General features: G+C 42.2%; 17 protein-coding genes. 9 read left to right on the top strand and 8 right to left on the bottom strand.

Going from position 1 to position 18,310, the window contains the following annotated elements:
• Positions 1 to 122: 122 nt before the first annotated feature.
• The 4 genes from PSYCG_RS11690 (at position 123) to PSYCG_RS11675 (ending at position 3,794) form a co-directional block, all read left to right on the top strand.
• Positions 123 to 878, top strand: coding sequence for a DUF1285 domain-containing protein (locus tag PSYCG_RS11690; RefSeq protein WP_020444368.1), 756 nt, complete (start codon positions 123 to 125; stop codon positions 876 to 878).
• Positions 879 to 1,049: 171 nt separating this feature from the next.
• On the top strand, positions 1,050 to 2,051 hold the full coding sequence (gene murI, locus PSYCG_RS11685) for a glutamate racemase (protein WP_020444367.1): 1,002 nt from the start codon (positions 1,050 to 1,052) through the stop codon (positions 2,049 to 2,051).
• Between the two features lie 209 nt (positions 2,052 to 2,260).
• The gene (locus tag PSYCG_RS11680; protein ID WP_133104865.1) at positions 2,261 to 3,289 is read left to right on the top strand and encodes a DUF4062 domain-containing protein; all 1,029 of its coding nucleotides are present in this window, start codon (positions 2,261 to 2,263) and stop codon (positions 3,287 to 3,289) included.
• A gap of 205 nt (positions 3,290 to 3,494) precedes the next feature.
• Positions 3,495 to 3,794 (top strand): hypothetical protein, encoded by a 300-nt coding sequence (locus PSYCG_RS11675; RefSeq protein WP_011514557.1) that lies wholly within the window; start codon positions 3,495 to 3,497, stop codon positions 3,792 to 3,794.
• A 129-nt stretch (positions 3,795 to 3,923) separates the two neighbouring features.
• Here PSYCG_RS11675 and PSYCG_RS11670 read toward each other — a convergent pair whose 3' ends face one another.
• From PSYCG_RS11670 to msrA, 4 genes are all read right to left on the bottom strand, one after another.
• Entirely contained in the window at positions 3,924 to 5,396 is a 1,473-nt protein-coding gene (locus PSYCG_RS11670) for a lytic murein transglycosylase (protein WP_020444365.1), read from the bottom strand.
• Positions 5,397 to 5,649: 253 nt separating this feature from the next.
• A complete protein-coding gene (locus PSYCG_RS11665) occupies positions 5,650 to 6,363 on the bottom strand; it encodes a DUF1499 domain-containing protein (protein ID WP_020444364.1) in 714 nt (237 codons plus the stop codon).
• A gap of 12 nt (positions 6,364 to 6,375) precedes the next feature.
• Positions 6,376 to 7,035: a thiopurine S-methyltransferase gene (gene tmpT / locus PSYCG_RS11660; RefSeq protein ID WP_020444363.1), complete on the bottom strand. Its 660-nt coding sequence runs from the start codon at positions 7,033 to 7,035 to the stop codon at positions 6,376 to 6,378.
• Between the two features lie 214 nt (positions 7,036 to 7,249).
• Positions 7,250 to 7,771 carry a peptide-methionine (S)-S-oxide reductase MsrA gene (msrA, locus tag PSYCG_RS11655; protein WP_020444362.1) on the bottom strand — a complete coding sequence of 174 codons (522 nt, stop codon included), beginning with the start codon at positions 7,769 to 7,771 and terminating at the stop codon, positions 7,250 to 7,252.
• Positions 7,772 to 8,003: 232 nt separating this feature from the next.
• On the opposite strand from msrA, the gene cmoA reads away from it, so the two are divergent.
• Together cmoA and cmoB are read left to right on the top strand one after the other, a co-directional pair.
• Entirely contained in the window at positions 8,004 to 8,792 is a 789-nt protein-coding gene (gene cmoA / locus PSYCG_RS11650) for a carboxy-S-adenosyl-L-methionine synthase CmoA (protein WP_041772325.1), read from the top strand.
• Positions 8,793 to 8,842: 50 nt separating this feature from the next.
• Positions 8,843 to 9,934, top strand: coding sequence for a tRNA 5-methoxyuridine(34)/uridine 5-oxyacetic acid(34) synthase CmoB (gene cmoB / locus PSYCG_RS11645; RefSeq protein WP_020444360.1), 1,092 nt, complete (start codon positions 8,843 to 8,845; stop codon positions 9,932 to 9,934).
• Between the two features lie 29 nt (positions 9,935 to 9,963).
• Here cmoB and PSYCG_RS11640 read toward each other — a convergent pair whose 3' ends face one another.
• On the bottom strand, positions 9,964 to 10,182 hold the full coding sequence (locus PSYCG_RS11640) for a DUF2788 domain-containing protein (RefSeq protein WP_020444359.1): 219 nt from the start codon (positions 10,180 to 10,182) through the stop codon (positions 9,964 to 9,966).
• Between the two features lie 415 nt (positions 10,183 to 10,597).
• Here PSYCG_RS11640 and argS point away from each other — a divergent pair, with 415 nt between their 5' ends.
• From argS to PSYCG_RS11625, 3 genes are all read left to right on the top strand, one after another.
• Positions 10,598 to 12,427 carry an arginine--tRNA ligase gene (gene argS, locus PSYCG_RS11635; RefSeq protein WP_020444358.1) on the top strand — a complete coding sequence of 610 codons (1,830 nt, stop codon included), beginning with the start codon at positions 10,598 to 10,600 and terminating at the stop codon, positions 12,425 to 12,427.
• Positions 12,428 to 12,493: 66 nt separating this feature from the next.
• Positions 12,494 to 13,285 (top strand): SPOR domain-containing protein, encoded by a 792-nt coding sequence (locus tag PSYCG_RS11630; protein WP_020444357.1) that lies wholly within the window; start codon positions 12,494 to 12,496, stop codon positions 13,283 to 13,285.
• A gap of 143 nt (positions 13,286 to 13,428) precedes the next feature.
• On the top strand, positions 13,429 to 14,523 hold the full coding sequence (locus PSYCG_RS11625; protein ID WP_020444356.1) for a PTS transporter subunit IIC: 1,095 nt from the start codon (positions 13,429 to 13,431) through the stop codon (positions 14,521 to 14,523).
• 128 nt (positions 14,524 to 14,651) lie between these two features.
• Here the strand turns inward: PSYCG_RS11625 and PSYCG_RS11620 are convergent, their stop codons facing one another.
• The 3 genes from PSYCG_RS11620 to clpP all read right to left on the bottom strand — a co-directional run bounded on the left by PSYCG_RS11620 (position 14,652) and on the right by clpP (position 18,191).
• Positions 14,652 to 15,635 (bottom strand): c-type cytochrome, encoded by a 984-nt coding sequence (locus tag PSYCG_RS11620; RefSeq protein ID WP_020444355.1) that lies wholly within the window; start codon positions 15,633 to 15,635, stop codon positions 14,652 to 14,654.
• 452 nt (positions 15,636 to 16,087) lie between these two features.
• Entirely contained in the window at positions 16,088 to 17,362 is a 1,275-nt protein-coding gene (gene clpX, locus PSYCG_RS11615) for an ATP-dependent protease ATP-binding subunit ClpX (RefSeq protein ID WP_020444354.1), read from the bottom strand.
• 133 nt (positions 17,363 to 17,495) lie between these two features.
• Positions 17,496 to 18,191 carry an ATP-dependent Clp endopeptidase proteolytic subunit ClpP gene (gene clpP, locus PSYCG_RS11610; RefSeq protein ID WP_011514544.1) on the bottom strand — a complete coding sequence of 232 codons (696 nt, stop codon included), beginning with the start codon at positions 18,189 to 18,191 and terminating at the stop codon, positions 17,496 to 17,498.
• Positions 18,192 to 18,310 lie beyond the last annotated feature (119 nt).

Raw genomic sequence — 18,310 nt, 5'->3', positions numbered from 1 at the left:
GTGTTAAGGTAAGATTAAGACGGTGGGGGTACAATGACGATATTGTCTTATCATACCCGAAACTAAAATTTATAGTAATAACAGATTTGCCAAACTTTGATTACTACGTGAAGGATTGTACGATGACAGATAATAATAAAGATATCGATGCCACGACTGTAAAAGATGCTGAAACCTCTAATGACAAGCTGTCTGAGCTAAATACTATAGACAATTTGAGCCAATATTTAAAGTCTGCGGCAGGGACACGTGAAGGACGTGCCATACCGCCACTAGAAAATTGGCATCCTGAACAAATTGATGATATGGATTTGGTCATCAAAGCCAATGGCGAGTGGTGGCATGAAGGCGGACACATGACCCGAGAGTCATTAGTCAGTCTGTTTGCCACTATCTTATGGAAAGAAGAAAAAGACAGGGTGACTGAGTATTTCCTAAAGACGCCCGTACAGAAATTGCGTATCCAAGTGGAAGATGCGCCACTATTAATCAATGATGTCGGTATCGTCAACGAAGAAACTAATAGTTGGCTTGAATTTACCACGACAACGGGTGATGTCGTACGCTTAGATGATGAGCATCCTATTTTTTTACGTCCTTATGACTCTGTTAATGTGGAGGGTAATGAAAATAGAAATGATCACTCTAATGATATGGATGCTGTTCATAATAGTCACGGAGAGGAAAACCAACAACTAACATCTGAGGTACAAATGCGTCCTTATATGCTGGTTCGGAATGGATTGACGGCACTTATTGGTCGCAATGTATTTTATCATTTAATCGAGATTGGCGAATTGACAGAGCAAGATGGTAAAACCACGCTAACCCTGCAAAGTGGTGGTCATGCTTATACATTGACGATGACATCTATTTAACGGTCAATAATGAGCTATAATTAGGCAGTGATTGCTATTGATCTTGAGCAAATCTTGTTATCTATCTTATAGCCCTTTTTATTTATGGGACTATTATTGAAAGTAATATTGGTTAAATTTACTAGTAGGGTCGGTATGACAGTATTTTTATCAAAATGGCGGTGAAATAATATGAAAGTTGCCGCAAGTGCTGTTACTAACACAGTTAATACTTACTCAATAATTTCTGATAATAACACTGCTGAAGAAGCGATGGTCGATAGTGTGATATACAATCATAATAAAGGGATAAAGGCAGATCCAGACCGTAGCGCGCCCATTGGCTTATTTGATTCCGGTATTGGTGGCTTGTCTGTTTATCTACATTTAGCCCAGCAACTGCCCAATGAACGCTATATTTACTATGCTGATACCCTGAATGTGCCTTATGGCAATCGAGATAGTGATGATATTAAAACATTAACATTGACGGCAGTAGAGTGGCTATATCAGCAAGGCTGCAAGCTTATTGTCATTGCGTGTAATAGTGCTTCAGCCTATGCGTTGCAGACAGCAAGATGCCATTATCCGCAGCTACCCATTGTGGGTTTGGTACCAGCATTGAAACCTGCGGTATTGGCCAGTAAAAGTGGTCATGTGGCGGTACTAGCAACCAAAGCGACTCTAAACGGCAAACTCCTGAACGATGTCATTGCTATGATAGCCAGTCCAAGTGCAACCAGAGTGACCAAATATTTTGACCCGCAACTGGTGCCTTGGGTAGAATCAGGTATGTCGGAAAACAGTGAAACGGCGCAAAATCTTCGTCAGCAATTGCAAGTGTTTGCAAAGGATGGGGTAGACCAGCTGGTATTAGGCTGTACACATTATCCATTCTTTAAAGATTTTGTGATGCAAGCAATTGAAGCGCAAAAACTATCAATGCAAGTGGTTGATTCAGGTCAAGCAATTGCGGAGCGCGTTAAGCAATTGTTGATCGCCAATAATTTGTCAGCATTGCCTATAGATGGATTAGATAGAAATGGTGTTTTAGATGCCAGTTTGAGTGACAATCAGATTAAGCCACCGTTGGTATTTTATGCGACCAAATACGATAAGCAGATGGATTTGCTGCTATCACGCTTACTTGGCGAGCAAACGCATTTACAATACCATACTCATTTTGAGTATTAGCCTTAGGGGCTCCTAGGATTAATCTCGATACAGCTGTTATAATCCCGTAGTATATTAATGGAATTGGAAATAAAGTAAACGCATTCTAGCAATATTATGCTAGGCTTGTATTTACCAAACAGAATATTTTAATTGCTTATTATTATAATTTTTCTGAGAACTCTGAGAACGTATCTTTTTCGACCAGCTAATAGAGATTAGAGGTGATCGTGCCAAACCGTCGCTACCATATTCATATTGTATGCGCTGATAACGACCAGTTATTGGTATTGGATAGTATTGCGATATTTTTTCAAGGCCGTGCCTTTTTAACCTATGATGCTTCCAGTAAATTACCCAAAGCTTCGTTATATGGGCGTCAGTGTATTGATGCTTGTGATTATGCTTTGATGGTCATTGGCGATAGCTACGGTACGACGCAAAATAATGGTGTTAGTCAAATGCATTTGAGCTATCTCAATGCTAAAGCGAAGCTCAAACCTTTACTGATACTAATAAAGAAACATCATAACGGCGCCAATATCAGTAGACAGTTGCAAGAATTTACCAATGCAGTAACGTCAAAAACGGATAAGATTTATTATTACGAGACAGAAAACGACATCGAGCAATTGCTTATCCAAGCCTATTACAAAATGGTTGCTAGCCATAATATAGCTGCGGGATGGATCAGGGTTGATGAAGAGGCGATGAAGACTAATAAACCTTCAGCATCTGAGACTCTAGCGGCTACTTTGACAAATAATAGAGTGACAGGGCAAGAGACTACTGTCGTCCCTAGTCAGAGTATGGACGATAATGTCAGTAAGCCAATCGTATTGACAGAGACCTTTGAGATTCACTATAAAGCCCAAGCTTATGAGGGTGGTAATTTAACCGATGTGACAAGACCAATGGTATTGTCATGGCAAGACGTATTAATCACTCTGATAAAAATGCCAGCTACTTTTTCAAGCTATGGTTTACAAAGTGGTATCAACCGCTTAATCGCTGCGCGAGCTGAGATCGATATCAAGCGCGAGATGCCAAATGTCCATGCTGTGGCACGTTGTCAAATCTCTCAAGACGATCTCAATCATCTACAGCGGCAATTGGTTGCTGTTAATTGGATACAGCTAACTACCTATGGAACACGGGTCACACAGGAGCTTTGGAAGCTGACTTTTTATGCAAAAAGTTTACTTGATGCAAAAAAGCCATCGATAGAAAATCCTGCTATATCAACTGCCACTAGCTAAATTTTCGCCTTCGCTATTATCAGTCATTATCGTTGCTACCAATCTTAGAACCTCATACAAATCATGATTGACTAACACGTTTCTTGCTAATGGCTACGTTTTGTAATACAAAGTATACGTGGTACTCGTTGTGAATCCCTTTGATACTCGTAATAATGATCAAGATGAACACATAATAATACTGAGCGATTAAGGAGAGCAAATAATGAGTAATGCTAAAAATGATGCGTTAAAAAGTGAGTTGGATAGCTTAGAGCAAACCATGCATGAGGCAAGTCAGTTTCATACGTTAGAAGAGCAAGTAGCAGATATGAAGCGCCGCGGTATCGATCCGACCAAAGTCTATAAGGAATTGGATAGAAAGGAAGAGGATGCAGATTGGGGTGATGCCACGTGGAAAGAAAATGGCAAATGGGAGCCTAAGACGCCAGCAGATTTAGATGATAAAGCTCGTGAAAATTGGGATGGTGACAATGGTAAACCGAATCCACCGCCTATCGTTTAATGTCTAAAAATTAGATATATCATATAAACTGTGTCAAGTCATAAAGAGTGTCAGAACTGACATGATCAAAAAGCCACGCTAATTAGCGTGGCTTTTTATTTTTATTAATACTTAAAAGACATTACCTAATCAAGATCCTTCATCAATACGTACCAGTTTTATAGTACCATCAGCACCCGTTACACGGCGATATCGCGTTGTACTTGATTTTGATGGACTGATCGCTGTAGGCTGCGAGTAGCTATTAGGTGCGGTATTTTGCTGTTGAATCAATTGTCCCATACGATCAGCAGATGCGGGGTTTAAAAGACGACTGTTTGTTGGCTGGTTATATTGATTGCCGTATTGCGAAGTATTAGGCGCCGTATTACCAACGATGGCACGATAGAATTTCTGCCCTGCACGTCCATCAGCTGGAAAAATGCCACGACTAGACTGGTACTGCTGGATAGCAGTACGAGTATTATCACCGATAATGCCATCGACGGCGCCGATATCATATCCTGCATTTAATAATGCTTGCTGAATCGCTCTGGATTCTTGGCGACCTATACCAGGATCGTCAGTTGGCCATGCCGTGATAAAGTCAGTTTTACTACTACTCTCGCGAGTAATCAAATCTGATAAATGGGCAATCGCCAGTGCATAGCTTTCTGAGGCGTTATAAGAATAGAACGTATCAAAGTTTTTACCGACTAAGAATGCAGGGCCGTCAGGACCGGCTGGTAATAATAATCCAGCACTACTCAAGTCAGAAGGAAGCGGGCTGCCATTAGCAAGGGTTAAACCTTGATTGCGCCAGTGGCTCATCGATTTTTTATCTTTACGGTTGGACGCTGCCCAAAATCCACTTGGCAGTTTTACCTCATAACCCCATGCTTCGCCTGAACGGTAGCCACGTTTATCTAAGAAGTTTGCCGTAGAGGCAAGGGCATCGGGGACGCTATTGACCAAGTCGCGGCGACCATCGCCATCGAAGTCGACTGCCAACTCTAAAAATGTACTTGGCATAAACTGCGTCTGACCAAACGCGCCTGCCCATGAACCTGTCATATCGCTTGGCGCAATATCACCGTTTTGTACGATTTTTAGTGCATTGGCATATTCGCCTTGAAAATAGCTTTGGCGGCGATCAAAGCAAGATAGGGTCGCTAAAGATTCAAACAAAGGTTTTTTTCCCAATGTCTGCCCAAAGTTAGACTCCACGCCCCAAACGCCTAATACGTGCTCGGCTTTAACGCCATAGCGCGATTCAATTTTACGTAACGTATCCGCCCATTGACGCTTGGCACGAATACCATCTTCTACGCGTTCGGTATCAACAAGTGATGACAAATAATCCCAAACGTCTTTTTGAAATTCAGGTTGATAGTTTAGCGATTGAATAACACTAGGGTCAGGCTCACCGGGACGATAGTTATTAAAGGTATAGCTATCAACATCACGAAATTTGCTAGAGTTTTTTAGACCATCTAGACACTGCTGAAACTGAGCATTAGACAAATTTGGTGCGTCTGGCTTGGCAGCTTGAGCGGTGCTGGCAAGACTTAAGCCAATCGCTGCCGTCAATAAAGATAAGGTGGATAAGTGATTCAAGCGCATAAAAATATCCTATAAGCGTCAAAGTAGCTGTTAAAAAAACAGTTATTAGAAAGTAAAACAAAGCGATGAAAAGTCGATTTTACTTAGAGTAACCAATCTCAATAGTAAAGAAAAGGTATCGTAGCACTCGGTTACTATAAGCTGACGTTGGCGTGAGGTTAGGATAGGGTTTTAGAGAAATATAGCATTACATAATTTTAGGAAAGTCTTTGGTTTTAATGTGGATGATTAATTTTACAGGTGTTTTACAAAGCTATTTCGCTAATATGATATCCAAATCCTCAATAAAATCATGAATACGCCCTGCATTTTTGCCCAAATCGCTACCGCCAACCCGCGATTTACTACGGATATCAACCAGACGCTCGCTACCATTATCGTTGATACGTACAACGACATCATCTTTAAAACCAAACCACGCCGTAGTATCTGTTGCTTCAACAATACCTTTATTAGCATCGATATTGACAAGCTCCCAACCTAAATTTTTAGCAACTTGTTCGGTAGCGTTCACCAATTCAGCTTTTGATTGTGAATAGACTAGCGTTTTTAGTTCCGGATAGCCTTGACGTTGTTGCTCGGCAGTTGCTTCACCAGCATAAGCGACTGGATTGAGTGCATCAGCCCGTAGCGGAGCAATAGCGACAAACTCAGGTGGGTTGACTAAGTCAGTTGAAATATCATGAATAGGCGCTACACTTTTGCTCTTACTCAGCATACTAAGTGGTAATCCGATAGCAACGGCGGATAACGCAATGGTGACTATCACATTGGCAAGCGTTAGTGTATTTCGCTTAAATATAACTTGTAATACGAGCAACACAAGCGCTGCAACAGCAGTCAATATGCCATATTTAAATCCTGTAAACACCGTACCTAATTCAATGATGTCATACTTATAAAGAGGGCCTGTCAATACGACTAATAAGAAAGCAATGAGACTTACGAAACTCACTAAAATTTTCATTAGATTTCTCGCTTATGGTTGATTTAATAACCAAACATGCTCTGTCACCGCCATCTCAGGTGCAGCGTTCAAAGTCGATGGTTTGCCCTCAAGCTCTTGAATTTGATAGTGAGCGCTATAGTACTGCTGGATTTGCTCATGACTGATTGAAAAGGGCGGTCCTGCTCGCTCATTTTGGTCGTAATTGAGTGTCAGTAATAACTGAGGAGCGTTTTGACTGAGGTCGATGACTTGCTGGCTATATTGCGGGCGCAACTCTGCTGGCATCGCAATTAATGCTGCTCGATCGTAGACCGCATCAACGCGACCAACATCATTGGTACTTAGCATAAATATATCTGCAACCCATAACGCTATTATTTGTCCTGATAACTGCCCTTGATAGCATTTAATATTTGAATTTTTATCATGCGCTTTTATCGTGTAAGAGATATTATTTTCAGTAAAAAATTCCTGTACCGCTGACTCAACCAATTCCACGCCGACCATATCAAAACCTTGATTGGCTAGCCAAATCATATCAATAGATTTGCCGCATAAAGGGATGAATATACGGCTTCCGGTGGCCATTTTTAAATCTGAAAAGTATTTAATCAACAAAGGATTCACTTTAGGCTGATTAAAGCCGATGCGTTTTTCCTTCCAGCGAGCCTGCCAAAATTCTGGATTCATTGCTTTAGCCTTCAGTTATAAGAATTTCTATTATCAGTTATTTTTTACAGTCGATGCATTATCATAACTTGTCGCATAATATTGTCAAAGTCATTAACTCCAATAAAATTATCAGAAATTAAAAAAGCCAAATACTTATATTATAAGTATTTGGCTTTTACGAGATCAAAAGCTGGGCATTGAATTCAAAAACTCTGTAATCAGAAGATAATATTTAGCTCACCATATATTGACTGAATTCTTTACGCAGTTTGGCAAGTTTTGGTGGTATGGCGAAGTTACAGTAAGCCTGTCCTGGGTTGCGATTAAAAAAGTCTTGATGTGTCTCTTCTGCTTGATAAAATTCAACCGCAGGATGTACTTCGGTCACCACATTTATACCCATGTCACGCAGCTTGTTAATGGTACGATCGATGGTCGGTTTTTGCGTTTCATCAGTGTAGAACACGACGCTACGATATTGGCTACCTACATCATTACCCTGACGATCCATTGTGGTGGGATCATGAGTGGCAAAGAAGACATCAAGTATCACTTCTAATGGGACAATCGATTCGTCAAATTCGACTTTAATCACTTCAACGTGACCAGTATTCCCACCGCAGACTGCTTCATAATTGGCTGATACCGCATCGCCGCCCATATAACCTGATATTACAGACTGTACGCCTTTTACAGATAAAAATACTGATTCGGTGCACCAAAAACAGCCACCGCCTAATATAATGGTTTGCATAATTTTTCCTATTCTTATCATTATAAAATATGAGCCAAGCATGTCTTACAAATCTATTTTGCTTGGCGATATACATTTAGCTTAACAGCGCAGTTGCCTGCGATAAGTAACAAATAGTAATGTTATAATGGGCTTTTGCTACGCTAAAAATCTCGTTATTATCAGCTGCTTATTATTGATAGCGTCAGTCAAGATGATTACACACGTTAAAGTTTAGTTTAATTACCAAAGAATGAGTCACACTATGAGCCAATCTCAGCCTACCACTGTTAAATATGACACCTTATTCACCACGCCACTAGATAAAGCAGCTCGCTTTTCATTTGATGAGCAAGTGGTGGCTTGTTTTCCGGATATGATTCGTCGCAGTGTTCCCGGTTATGGTCAGGTATTGGCGATGTTACCCATATTTGCTCGTCGTCATTGTAAATATCGCCAACAGAGTGATAGTGGGCAGCGTGTGAGCCGTATTTATGATTTGGGTTGTTCACTGGGTGCTGCAAGTATGACCTTGGCTGGCGAGTTTGAGCCGCAAGATTTGCAAATTAAAGCGATTGATATTTCACCTGCGATGACCACTGAAGCGACTACTTTACTGAATGATAATTATCCTGAGCATGACATAGAGGTCATCACTGCGGATATTCGCGATATTGAGCTTGAGCCATGTGATATGGTGATTTTGAATTTAACCTTACAGTTTTTACCGGCTGCCGATAGAGTGGCGGTGTTAGAAAAGATTTATGCGGCACTCAGCGAAGGCGGTATATTGGTATTGACCGAAAAAACCCATGCTTTTGATGAGCAGTATGATGCATGGTTGGTTGAGCGTTATTACGATTTCAAACGCGCCAATGGCTATACCGAAATGGAAATCAGCGGCAAACGAAATGCACTAGAAAACGTCCTTATTACGGATACTTTAGATGAGCATCATGCACGATTGGCGCAAGTAGGTTTTCAGCGTCATCTGACATGGTTTCAATTTTTAAACTTTGTCTCTATTGTGGCATTTAAATAATTCTTATTTTTAACACAGTTGTTTTTTGATCAATACGGTAACCTGCTTTTATGCTTAACGACACTATTACCCACGCCGAACGCGAACTGTATTTAACCCTGCTAGAACTAGCGCAACAGCAGCCAAGTGCTCATGAATGGCTTACGCGCTTGCCAACATGGTTAAATGATATCAAGGACAAAGCCAATTACGCGCATGCGCCTGCCTATCAAGCATCGGTTGCCCGTTTACCGAATTTGACGGTCAATAATGTCGATCTGAACAGTGATGTCCTGACGATTGAAGCAAATCTTAGTGAGTCTCAGCGCAAACAAACAATGGCATTATTAAAGCAGCTGATGCCGTGGCGCAAAGGGCCTTTTCAAATTGGTGGTCAGATCAGTAGTCGTCAAACTGTTGATACTCAAGATGACAGCGATACCAATGCGCCAATATTGATTGATACCGAATGGCACAGTGATTGGAAATGGCAACGAGTCGCACCGCATTTGAGTCCTTTAAAAGGTCGCCGCGTCTTAGATGTTGGTGGTGGTTCTGGTTATCATGGTTGGCGTATGGCAGGAGCAGGCGCCGATACGGTCATCATTATTGATCCGTCGTGCTTGTTTTACCATCAGTTTATGGCGATTCGGCATTTTGTAGGTAGCGCCGATGCTCATACTTATACTCATGGTACAGAGCGTTATCGAACTCATTATATTCCAGTGCCGCTTGAAGCACTACCGGATAATAGCCAGCTGTTTGATACCGTGTTTAGCATGGGTGTGCTCTATCATCGCCAATCGCCGTTTGAGCACTTGCAACAGCTTAAAGGGCAGTTGGTCAAAGGCGGTGAGCTGGTACTTGAAACTTTGGTAATAGAAGGCGATGCCAATACGGTACTGGTACCGCATGACCGCTATGCTCAAATGAATAATGTGTACTTTTTACCTTCGGTTGCCGCATTAATAGGCTGGTTAGAGAAAGCTGGTTTTACTGAGGTGCGCTGCGTCGATGTGGCAGTCACCTCGACGGAAGAACAGCGTAAAACGGAATGGATGACCTATCATTCGTTAGCAGATTTTTTAGATCCTAATGATTCTAGCAAAACTCTTGAAGGCTATCCTGCGCCGATGCGTGCTACTCTAATTGCCAAAAAATAATTGGCAAAGCAGTAAATCTTCAATGCTTTTTAGATAAACCACCGTGTAAATGCCATTTCTAACAATATTTTTAAGATAAAACCGATAAAACCAGCACCAAGTGCCAAAAACATCCAAAATGTACCAGCACGACCAGCACCAGACTGTTTTGATAAGTCCCAAATGATAAAGAATAAAAAGGCAATAAAAATGGGCAACAAGATGTAAAGCCCCCAACTGGTAACGGTACTGGCAGCAATGGCAAACATAATTTTATCCTATATATAAAGTCATAAAGTACTACGTTCTCTGTTCGTTACTTTATTGCTTTTTAATGAAATACTTACAAATAGTTGAATAAATATTTAAGCGTCACGATATCTAGAGAAAGTAGCCAATAAATGGCGTTATTATAACGTGGAATAGGCTAGGTATGAATGTTTCATCAACCTTGGGAAACAGGAACGCTACAATAACTCTGACCTATAAGCCCTCTGCCAATTATAATAACCCTTAAACGTCAAATAAACCCTAGCACCTTGCTATAAATAGCATTTTATCGCTATTTTTGGTCCAAATAGTGCAATAGCAGGTAAAGGTTGTTATATTTGCAGGTTACTTATCTTTTTATCGTATTTTATATTCCACCACTTTTATTGTTTATTTATCCGAGTTTATAGTCCTATGTCACAAGCCCAAATCGATACGCTTACCTCACTGTTTGACAGTGCGATTGCAGTCCTAAAAAATGACGGCGAATTACCGGCTGATTGGCAAAATAATAGCCAAATTACGCGTACTAAAGATACCAGGCATGGTGATTTTGCCAGCAATATTGCCCTGACTGCTGCCAAAGCTGCCAAAGCCAATCCGCGCCAAGTGGCTGAAAAAATCGTCAATGCATTGCCTGAGAATCAAGATATCCGCCAAATAGAAATCGCGGGTCCAGGGTTTATTAATGTGTTTTTGAATACTGAAGCCAAGTTTGCCGTGTTAGATGATATCTTCAATTTGCAAGATGGCTTTGGCTTAAGCAAGCAGTTTGACGGACAAAAAATACAGGTCGAATTTGTCTCTGCTAACCCAACTTCTAGCTTACACGTTGGTCACGGTCGCGGCGCTGCATTTGGTATGAGCGTATCAAATTTGCTTGAGGCGATTGGCTATGATGTCACGCGCGAGTACTATGTCAATGATGCCGGTCGCCAGATGGATATCTTAGCGACCAGTACTTATTTGCGCTATCTAGAAACCAATGGTGAGACGGTCACCTTCCCCGTCAACGGCTATCAAGGCGACTATGTCAGTGATATTGCTCAGACATTAAAGACGCAGCACGCTGATACCTACGTACATCGTTTCGCCGATATTGCTGAGAACGTGCCAGAAGATGCGCAGTTCGAAATAAATGCCGATGGCGAAAAAGTACTGCTATCAGGTGATAAAGAAGCCCATATCGATGGTCTAATTACCAATAGTAAAGCTTTACTTGGTAATGGTTATGAGCTGTTTCTAAATGCAGCATTAAGCAGTATTTTGGCTGATATCAAAGACGATCTAAATGACTTCGGTGTGAGTTATGAATGCTGGTTTAGCGAAAGATCGATTGATAGTGAGATTGAGCCAGTCTTACAGATTTTAGAAGACAAAGGCTATCTCTACGAAAAAGACGGCAATATCTGGTTTAAGTCGACGGATTTTGGCGATGAAAAAGACCGTGTCGTACGCCGCGCTAATGGGCAAAGCACCTACTTTGCCTCTGATATCGCCTATCATAAAAATAAATTCGATCGCGGTTTTGACAAAGTAGTGAATGTTTGGGGTGCCGACCATCATGGTTATGTACCTCGCGTAAAAGCGGCTTTATTGGCGCTTGGTATCGATGCCGAGCGTTTAGATGTGGTGTTGGTACAGTTTGTCGCATTATGGCGCGGTAATGAAAAAGTACAAATGTCATCACGCTCTGGCAAATTCGTGACCTTACGTGAGCTACGTCACGAAGTTGGCAACGATGCAGCGCGTTTTTATTACGTGGCGCGTAAGCCCGAAGTACATGTTGATTTTGACTTGGAGCTTGCCAAATCGCAAAGTAAAGACAACTTGGTTTATTACATTCAATATGCACATGCCCGCGTTTGCCGTGTGTTAGAAAAACTACAAGCCAGCGGTTTAAGTGTGGATGATGCGATAGGTGCGGCGCAGCAAGAATTACTTGTTGCACCAAGTGAAGAGGAGTTGATTAAGCTGCTTGCCGCTTATCCTGCTACCTTGATGCGCTCAGCGACAGGTTATGAGCCGCACATCTTGACTAATTACCTTAAAGAGTTGGCAGCGTTATTCCATGGTTGGTACGATAGCAATCGTATTTTGCCTGTGAGCCTGACTTCAGGTGAGACACCAAGCGCCGATGAGATGGCGATGATGCAAGCTCGTTTACGTTTATCTAAAGCAGTACGCCAAGTTATCAGTAACGGGCTTGGTCTATTAGGGCTGTCTGCACCGTCTAGCATGTAATAAAGCTGGCAACTGATAGTAATAATTCAATAATGACAGATAGATTCAGTAGGGAGAATGCGATCCATGTTAGCCAAAAAACCAAGAGGTGCCACTGAAAAGCGCAAAACAAGTAGTGCGTCAGGCTTATTATGGATGTTTGTTGGCGCAGTGTTGACACTGATGATCGGGGTATTCTTATATCTGTCACCATGGTTTAATTTTAGTCCCGCTGATACGGCTGGAGATCCTAATAAGCAAATACAGCAACGAGTGGATCCAGATGCCGACAATGGTGATTATGAATTCTATGATATTTTACCCAATCAAGAAATGGCAACCGTCCCTGATGAAGAATTTGACAAGACCGACAATGACCAGCTGGGTGAAATCATTGATTTTGAACCGGATGTGATAGTCAATCAAACTGACAGTAATGTGCCTAGTGCTAATGATGGTACGGGTAGTATTTCTGAAGGTACAACCAGTGCGCCAAATGCTGGTGCAGCTACTGGTAATGATGATATCGTTATTATTGAAGAAGATGCGACCTACGATGGTACGCCAGCGACAAGCAATCCGGGTACTAATGCAAACAAACCCAATGCTGGCAATGCAAGTATTCAAGCTGCTAAGCCTGCTGCTACGTATATCTTACAAATTAACAGTTTTGGTGATGCTGATGAAGCCGACCGTCGCCGTGCGCAAGTACTGATGGCAGGTGTCGATGCAAAAGTCGTCAAAAACACGACTGGTAATGGCTTGCCTATCTATCAGGTGATTTCACGCCCGATGAACAGTCGTCAAGCCGTTGCTACTGCTCAGCAGCGTCTGCAAAATAACGGGATTGATTCTATTATCGTTGAACAACGTCGGTAGTTTTAGATTGATTTGATTGTATAAAAAAAGCGTCACAGTGGCGCTTTTTTATTACGTTTTTTTTGCTAATAGCGGCGTATTTTTTCTAAGCTTAACCCACTATATTGAAATTTTTTATTGCCACACTAACCGAGAGTATCGCTATGACGGTATCTAATTCAGCAGTAACCACGCACAGTCCTTTTAAAGCATTTTTTCAAAAATACTTTATTGATGCATTTACTGGTATGGCTTTGGGGCTTTTTGTCACCTTAATAGCGGGTCTTATCATCTCGCAAATCGGTGGCTGGCTAAATCTTCCAACACTGATTGCCGTCGGAAAATTGGCATCTGTGTTAATGGGCGCGGGCATCGGTGTCGGCATTGCTTATTATCTAAAAGCGCCAACCTTGGTAATGCTTAGCTGTTTGGTCGCTGGTATGTTGGGCGCTCACTCTGAAGCATTAATGGCAGCGAATTTGTTTATCGCTCAAGAAGCAGGTCCGGCCACCTTTGCTGCGCTACCGGGTAATCCAATCGGTGCATATTTGGCGTCAGTTTTTGCCTATCGCGCTGGTACATGGGTTGCAGGCAAGACCAAGCTTGATATTCTACTGGTACCTTTACTGGTCTGCGCGGTGGCATTAGCCGTATGTGCGCTGCTCAATCCTCCTGTTGTTGCTGCGGTCAATGCCATTGGTCAAGGGATTCAAGCGGCAACCACATTACAACCGTTATTAATGGGAATCGTAATCGCTGTCGTCGTCGGTATATTGCTAACGATGCCGACATCGAGTGCGGCGATTTGTATTGCTATTGGACTTGGTGGAGTTGCAGGTGGGGCGGCAGTCGTCGGATGTGCCGCGCATATGATTGGCTTTGCCGTCGCCAGCTTTAAGGACAACGGCATAAGTGGGGTGGTGTCTCAGGGTTTGGGCACTAGTATGCTACAAATCCCTAATGTGCTCAGAAAACCCATTATTTTATTACCGGCTGTTATAGCAAGTGCTATCGTTGGTCCGATAGCGACCGTCGGCTTTGAGCTAGCATGTACGGCTACAGGCGCAGGTATGGGAACCGCAGGACTGGTTGGCGTATTTGGGGTGATTGAAGCGTCAAAAGAGATTATGAGTACGGGTCAATTATGGACGGCGATTATTTTATTGATGTTTATATTGCCTGCTGTGATTGCTGGCGTTGTGGCTTATATGATGCGTCGATTTGGTTGGTTGGTCGATGGCGATATGAAACTGCCTTAGTATCCATTGAAAAATAAGCAGCATTCCTTAAAAACTAAGATTTAAGGAAGAACTCAGGAAAATCAAAAAGCCCAGTTATTTAAGATAACTGGGCTTTTCGTTCTTCTAGCATTTATAACATTTTTAAATTAGCGACGTACATCTTTAGGGGCGTCGCCTTTTGGCCAATCTTTGTCTTTATTGGCTTTTACCGGACGTGGCAAGTGAGTAAAGTAAGCAGCAATATCGACGGCTTCTTGGTCAGTTAACGTATTGCCTTGACCAAAGGGCATTTTGCCTTTGATAAATGCCGCAGCCGTATAGGTACGTGCCATACCAGCACCATCATTGAAGGACTTTTCACCAGCGACAGCAGGGTAAACGTAAGTGCCATCGTCGTTATACTGACCTTCACCAGTTGCACCATGACAAACGCTACACTTCTCTGCAAATAGCTTTTTGCCATTGTCAGTGTTTGGCTCGAGGTTTTTATCCACTTTGACAAAACCGCGACCTTCAGGCGATACGCCAAAAGGCATGTCTTGTGACAACCAGCTCATGTAAGCCACCATCGCGTTCATATCATCTGAACCCAGATCAAGTGCCTTACCGTTCATCGAACGCTCAAAACAGCCGTTAATACGTTCTTGTATCGTATTGACACGACCTGCGCGCGTACGATAGATAGGATAGACACTGGGCATATTGTTCCAAGGCGCAGCATAAGCCTCTGAACCATTGCCAAGGTGACAGCTGGTACAGTTCAGCTGATTACCAACGTTATTTGGCATCTCTTTATAAGTGTGATTGGCAATTTGTAAGCCGCGACGCACAGCGGCACCAAACTCATCATCTGGAATCGTAGATTCATCTGGCATCTTAATAGTAGGCTTGCCACTTGCCGTATCAGTGCCACCTGCGGTCGCAGTTATGTCATTGGCAGCTGGCATGTTACTTTTGATCGCTTCAGCGCGTGCTTCGAGATCTTTTACTCGTGCCAATGCTGCCGCTTCTTCGACACGGTCAACGGCTTTGGTTTCAGTGTGATCGCTACAACCAGTAATACCGACAGCACTAATGGCAAACACAGTGGCTATCAAAACGGAGCGCTTAGGATATGGGAGCGTTTTCATAGGAATATCCTTATTTTAAAAAGTAATATAGAAATTTAAATTTATATGCTAGTTTAGGTGCCATAATGGTAAAACCAACTCGATATTTTGCGTCAGTAAAAGGCTAAGAGCAGTAAAAATAAGGATAATCTTTAGAACAGTAAAAAAATAACACGTAATATCGAGTCTTTGCGGCAATCTTAGTTGCTCAGCAGCTTAACTCTAGCGCTTGAAATATAACAAAGAATGAAGCGGTAAGTTGCTAGTAACATTAGTGTATCAAATACAAATACGTAAAGTGTTTTAAAATTGAAAACAGAAGCCATAACATCAGTGTTTCGTTGCTTCTTTCAAACTGAAGTCCTTGTATTTAGCATAAAAAAGCGCTCAAACATAGATCATGTTTGAGCGCTTTTTTTAAATTTTAACGTAACTGCTCGCTAATTCAAACGAGTGATGTAGCAAGTTAACAGTTAAGCAATTTCAGGCGTCTTGCCTTCGTTAATCACTTGCTCATCAACGAGTACGGTCTTAGCATCCTTCATAGAAGGCAGCTCATACATCGTCTCTAACAGAGCATTTTCAACGATAGAGCGCAGTCCACGAGCACCAGTTTTGCGTGCCATCGCTTTTTTAGCAATCGCATCAAGTGCTTCTTTGGTAAACGTAATGTCAGCGCCTTCCATATCAAACAGATACTTATACTGCTTAACCAAGGCGTTCTTAGGTTCCGTCAAAATCTGAACCAATGCATCTTCGTCTAGCTCTGTAAGCGCAGCAAGGACTGGAAGACGACCGATAAGCTCCGGAATAAGTCCAAACTTGATCAAATCTTCAGGCTCTACTTGTTGCAGTAGTTCTGAGCTACGACGACTATCATCTTTTGAGCTGACATCAGCATTGAAGCCAATGCCAGTCTTTTCAGTACGCTGCTGAATGACTTTATCAAGACCGGCAAACGCACCGCCAACGATAATCAAAATATTGCTGGTATCGACTTGGATCAACTCTTGCTGCGGATGCTTACGACCACCATGTGGCGGAATAGCCGCGACCGTACCTTCGATAAGTTTTAGCAATGCTTGCTGTACGCCTTCACCCGACACATCACGCGTGATAGAAGGGTTATCACCTTTTTTGCTGATTTTATCAATCTCATCAATATAGATGATGCCTTGCTCCGCTTTACTAACATCATAATCTGATGCTTGTAATAGCTTTTGTACAATGTTTTCAACGTCTTCACCGACATAACCGGCTTCGGTCAAAGTCGTGGCATCCGCCATCGCAAAAGGAACATCAAGTAGACGTGCTAGCGTTTGCGCAAGTAAAGTCTTACCAGAACCTGTTGGACCAATCAGCAAAATATTACTCTTTGCCAATTCTACCATTGCATCATCAGCGCCAATTTTAGCTTTTTTGCTATCATTGGCTAAAGTCTGGCTGACCTTTAGGCGTTTGTAATGGTTATAAACGGCAACAGCCAAAGCTTTCTTAGCAGCATCCTGACCGATGACGTATTCATCAAGCTTGGCGCGCAATTCTTTTGGTGTTGGCAGTTTTTTATTGACCCAAGAGGTATCAATATCGCTATCGTCATCACCATGTTCGTCACTGTCGGCGATAAGGTCTGTACATAGCTCAATACATTCATTACAGATATTGGCATCGTCAGCGGCAATCAGCTGCTTCACTTCACTTTTTTCTTTGCCGCAAAACGAGCACTGCGGGGTATTATCTTCTGCCATATACAGGCACTCCTAAAATTTTATACTTATAAATATTCTGATGTGTGTATCAACGCTTAAGTGCCTAATATAGAGCACTTAAGCATAAGCAGCGCTACTCGCTACATCGATACAGCTGCTCATAGACTGGCTATTATAAAGAAGCAGGGCGACGCTCTAATACTTCATCGATCAGACCATATTCTTTGGCTTCTTTAGCATCTAACCAATAATCACGCTCGACGTCTTTTTCAATTTTGTCTACTGGCTGACCCGTACGCTCAGCCAAAATCTCGTTTAAGCGCGCACGAGTTTTTAGGATTTCACGTGCATTGATTTCGATATCTGTTGCTTGACCTTGCGCGCCGCCTGAAGGTTGATGAATCATGACGCGAGCATTGGCTAGGGCATAGCGTTTGCCTTTTTCACCAGCAGCCAGCAGGAATGAGCCCATGCTATACGCACCGCCCATACAGATGGTTGATACTTCAGGTTTGATAAAGTTCATCGTATCAAAAATGGCCAAACCAGCACTGACCGAGCCGCCTGGTGAGTTGATATATAAATGAATGTCTTTATCAGGGTTTTCGGCTTCCAAAAATAGCAGCTGCGCCACAATAAGATTGGCCATATGGTCTTCAACTTGACCGGTCAAAAAGATAACGCGCTCACGTAGTAGACGCGAGAAAATATCAAACGAGCGTTCGCCGCGAGCTGATTGCTCAACTACCATAGGAACTAATGCTGCTTGGGTTGCGCTTTGATTATACTGTGCGCTCTGGGCAGTAGTGTGTGCGCTCATCAGCATATCAAAATGCGGGTTGGCAGTGATGCGATCATAATCTGTCATAAAAATATCCTGTTTATAAAGATAGAAGATAAAAAGTAGAAAATCGTTAAATTTTTATTGGTGTTTATCATTGTAAACATTGTCGGTTTATAATAAAACCTATTACGCTAAATGAGACG

Origin of the sequence: Psychrobacter sp. G, assembly GCF_000418305.1 — a bacterium.
GTDB lineage: Bacteria > Pseudomonadota > Gammaproteobacteria > Pseudomonadales > Moraxellaceae > Psychrobacter > Psychrobacter cryohalolentis.
This window is presented reverse-complemented; position numbering and strand designations above follow the sequence as displayed.

Excerpts from the sequence above, each read along its gene's own strand:
- argS (WP_020444358.1), top strand. The coding sequence starts at position 10,598 with ATGTCACAAGCCCAAATCGATACGCTTACCTCACTGTTTGACAGTGCG.
- tmpT (WP_020444363.1), bottom strand. The coding sequence starts at position 7,035 with ATGAATCCAGAATTTTGGCAGGCTCGCTGGAAGGAAAAACGCATCGGC.
- murI (WP_020444367.1), top strand. The coding sequence starts at position 1,050 with ATGAAAGTTGCCGCAAGTGCTGTTACTAACACAGTTAATACTTACTCA.
- msrA (WP_020444362.1), bottom strand. The coding sequence starts at position 7,771 with ATGCAAACCATTATATTAGGCGGTGGCTGTTTTTGGTGCACCGAATCA.
- PSYCG_RS11690 (WP_020444368.1), top strand. The coding sequence starts at position 123 with ATGACAGATAATAATAAAGATATCGATGCCACGACTGTAAAAGATGCT.
- PSYCG_RS11675 (WP_011514557.1), top strand. The coding sequence starts at position 3,495 with ATGAGTAATGCTAAAAATGATGCGTTAAAAAGTGAGTTGGATAGCTTA.
- cmoB (WP_020444360.1), top strand. The coding sequence starts at position 8,843 with ATGCTTAACGACACTATTACCCACGCCGAACGCGAACTGTATTTAACC.
- PSYCG_RS11625 (WP_020444356.1), top strand. The coding sequence starts at position 13,429 with ATGACGGTATCTAATTCAGCAGTAACCACGCACAGTCCTTTTAAAGCA.
- PSYCG_RS11630 (WP_020444357.1), top strand. The coding sequence starts at position 12,494 with ATGTTAGCCAAAAAACCAAGAGGTGCCACTGAAAAGCGCAAAACAAGT.
- PSYCG_RS11665 (WP_020444364.1), bottom strand. The coding sequence starts at position 6,363 with ATGAAAATTTTAGTGAGTTTCGTAAGTCTCATTGCTTTCTTATTAGTC.
- PSYCG_RS11670 (WP_020444365.1), bottom strand. The coding sequence starts at position 5,396 with ATGCGCTTGAATCACTTATCCACCTTATCTTTATTGACGGCAGCGATT.
- clpP (WP_011514544.1), bottom strand. The coding sequence starts at position 18,191 with ATGACAGATTATGATCGCATCACTGCCAACCCGCATTTTGATATGCTG.
- clpX (WP_020444354.1), bottom strand. The coding sequence starts at position 17,362 with ATGGCAGAAGATAATACCCCGCAGTGCTCGTTTTGCGGCAAAGAAAAA.
- PSYCG_RS11620 (WP_020444355.1), bottom strand. The coding sequence starts at position 15,635 with ATGAAAACGCTCCCATATCCTAAGCGCTCCGTTTTGATAGCCACTGTG.
- PSYCG_RS11640 (WP_020444359.1), bottom strand. The coding sequence starts at position 10,182 with ATGTTTGCCATTGCTGCCAGTACCGTTACCAGTTGGGGGCTTTACATC.
- cmoA (WP_041772325.1), top strand. The coding sequence starts at position 8,004 with ATGAGTCACACTATGAGCCAATCTCAGCCTACCACTGTTAAATATGAC.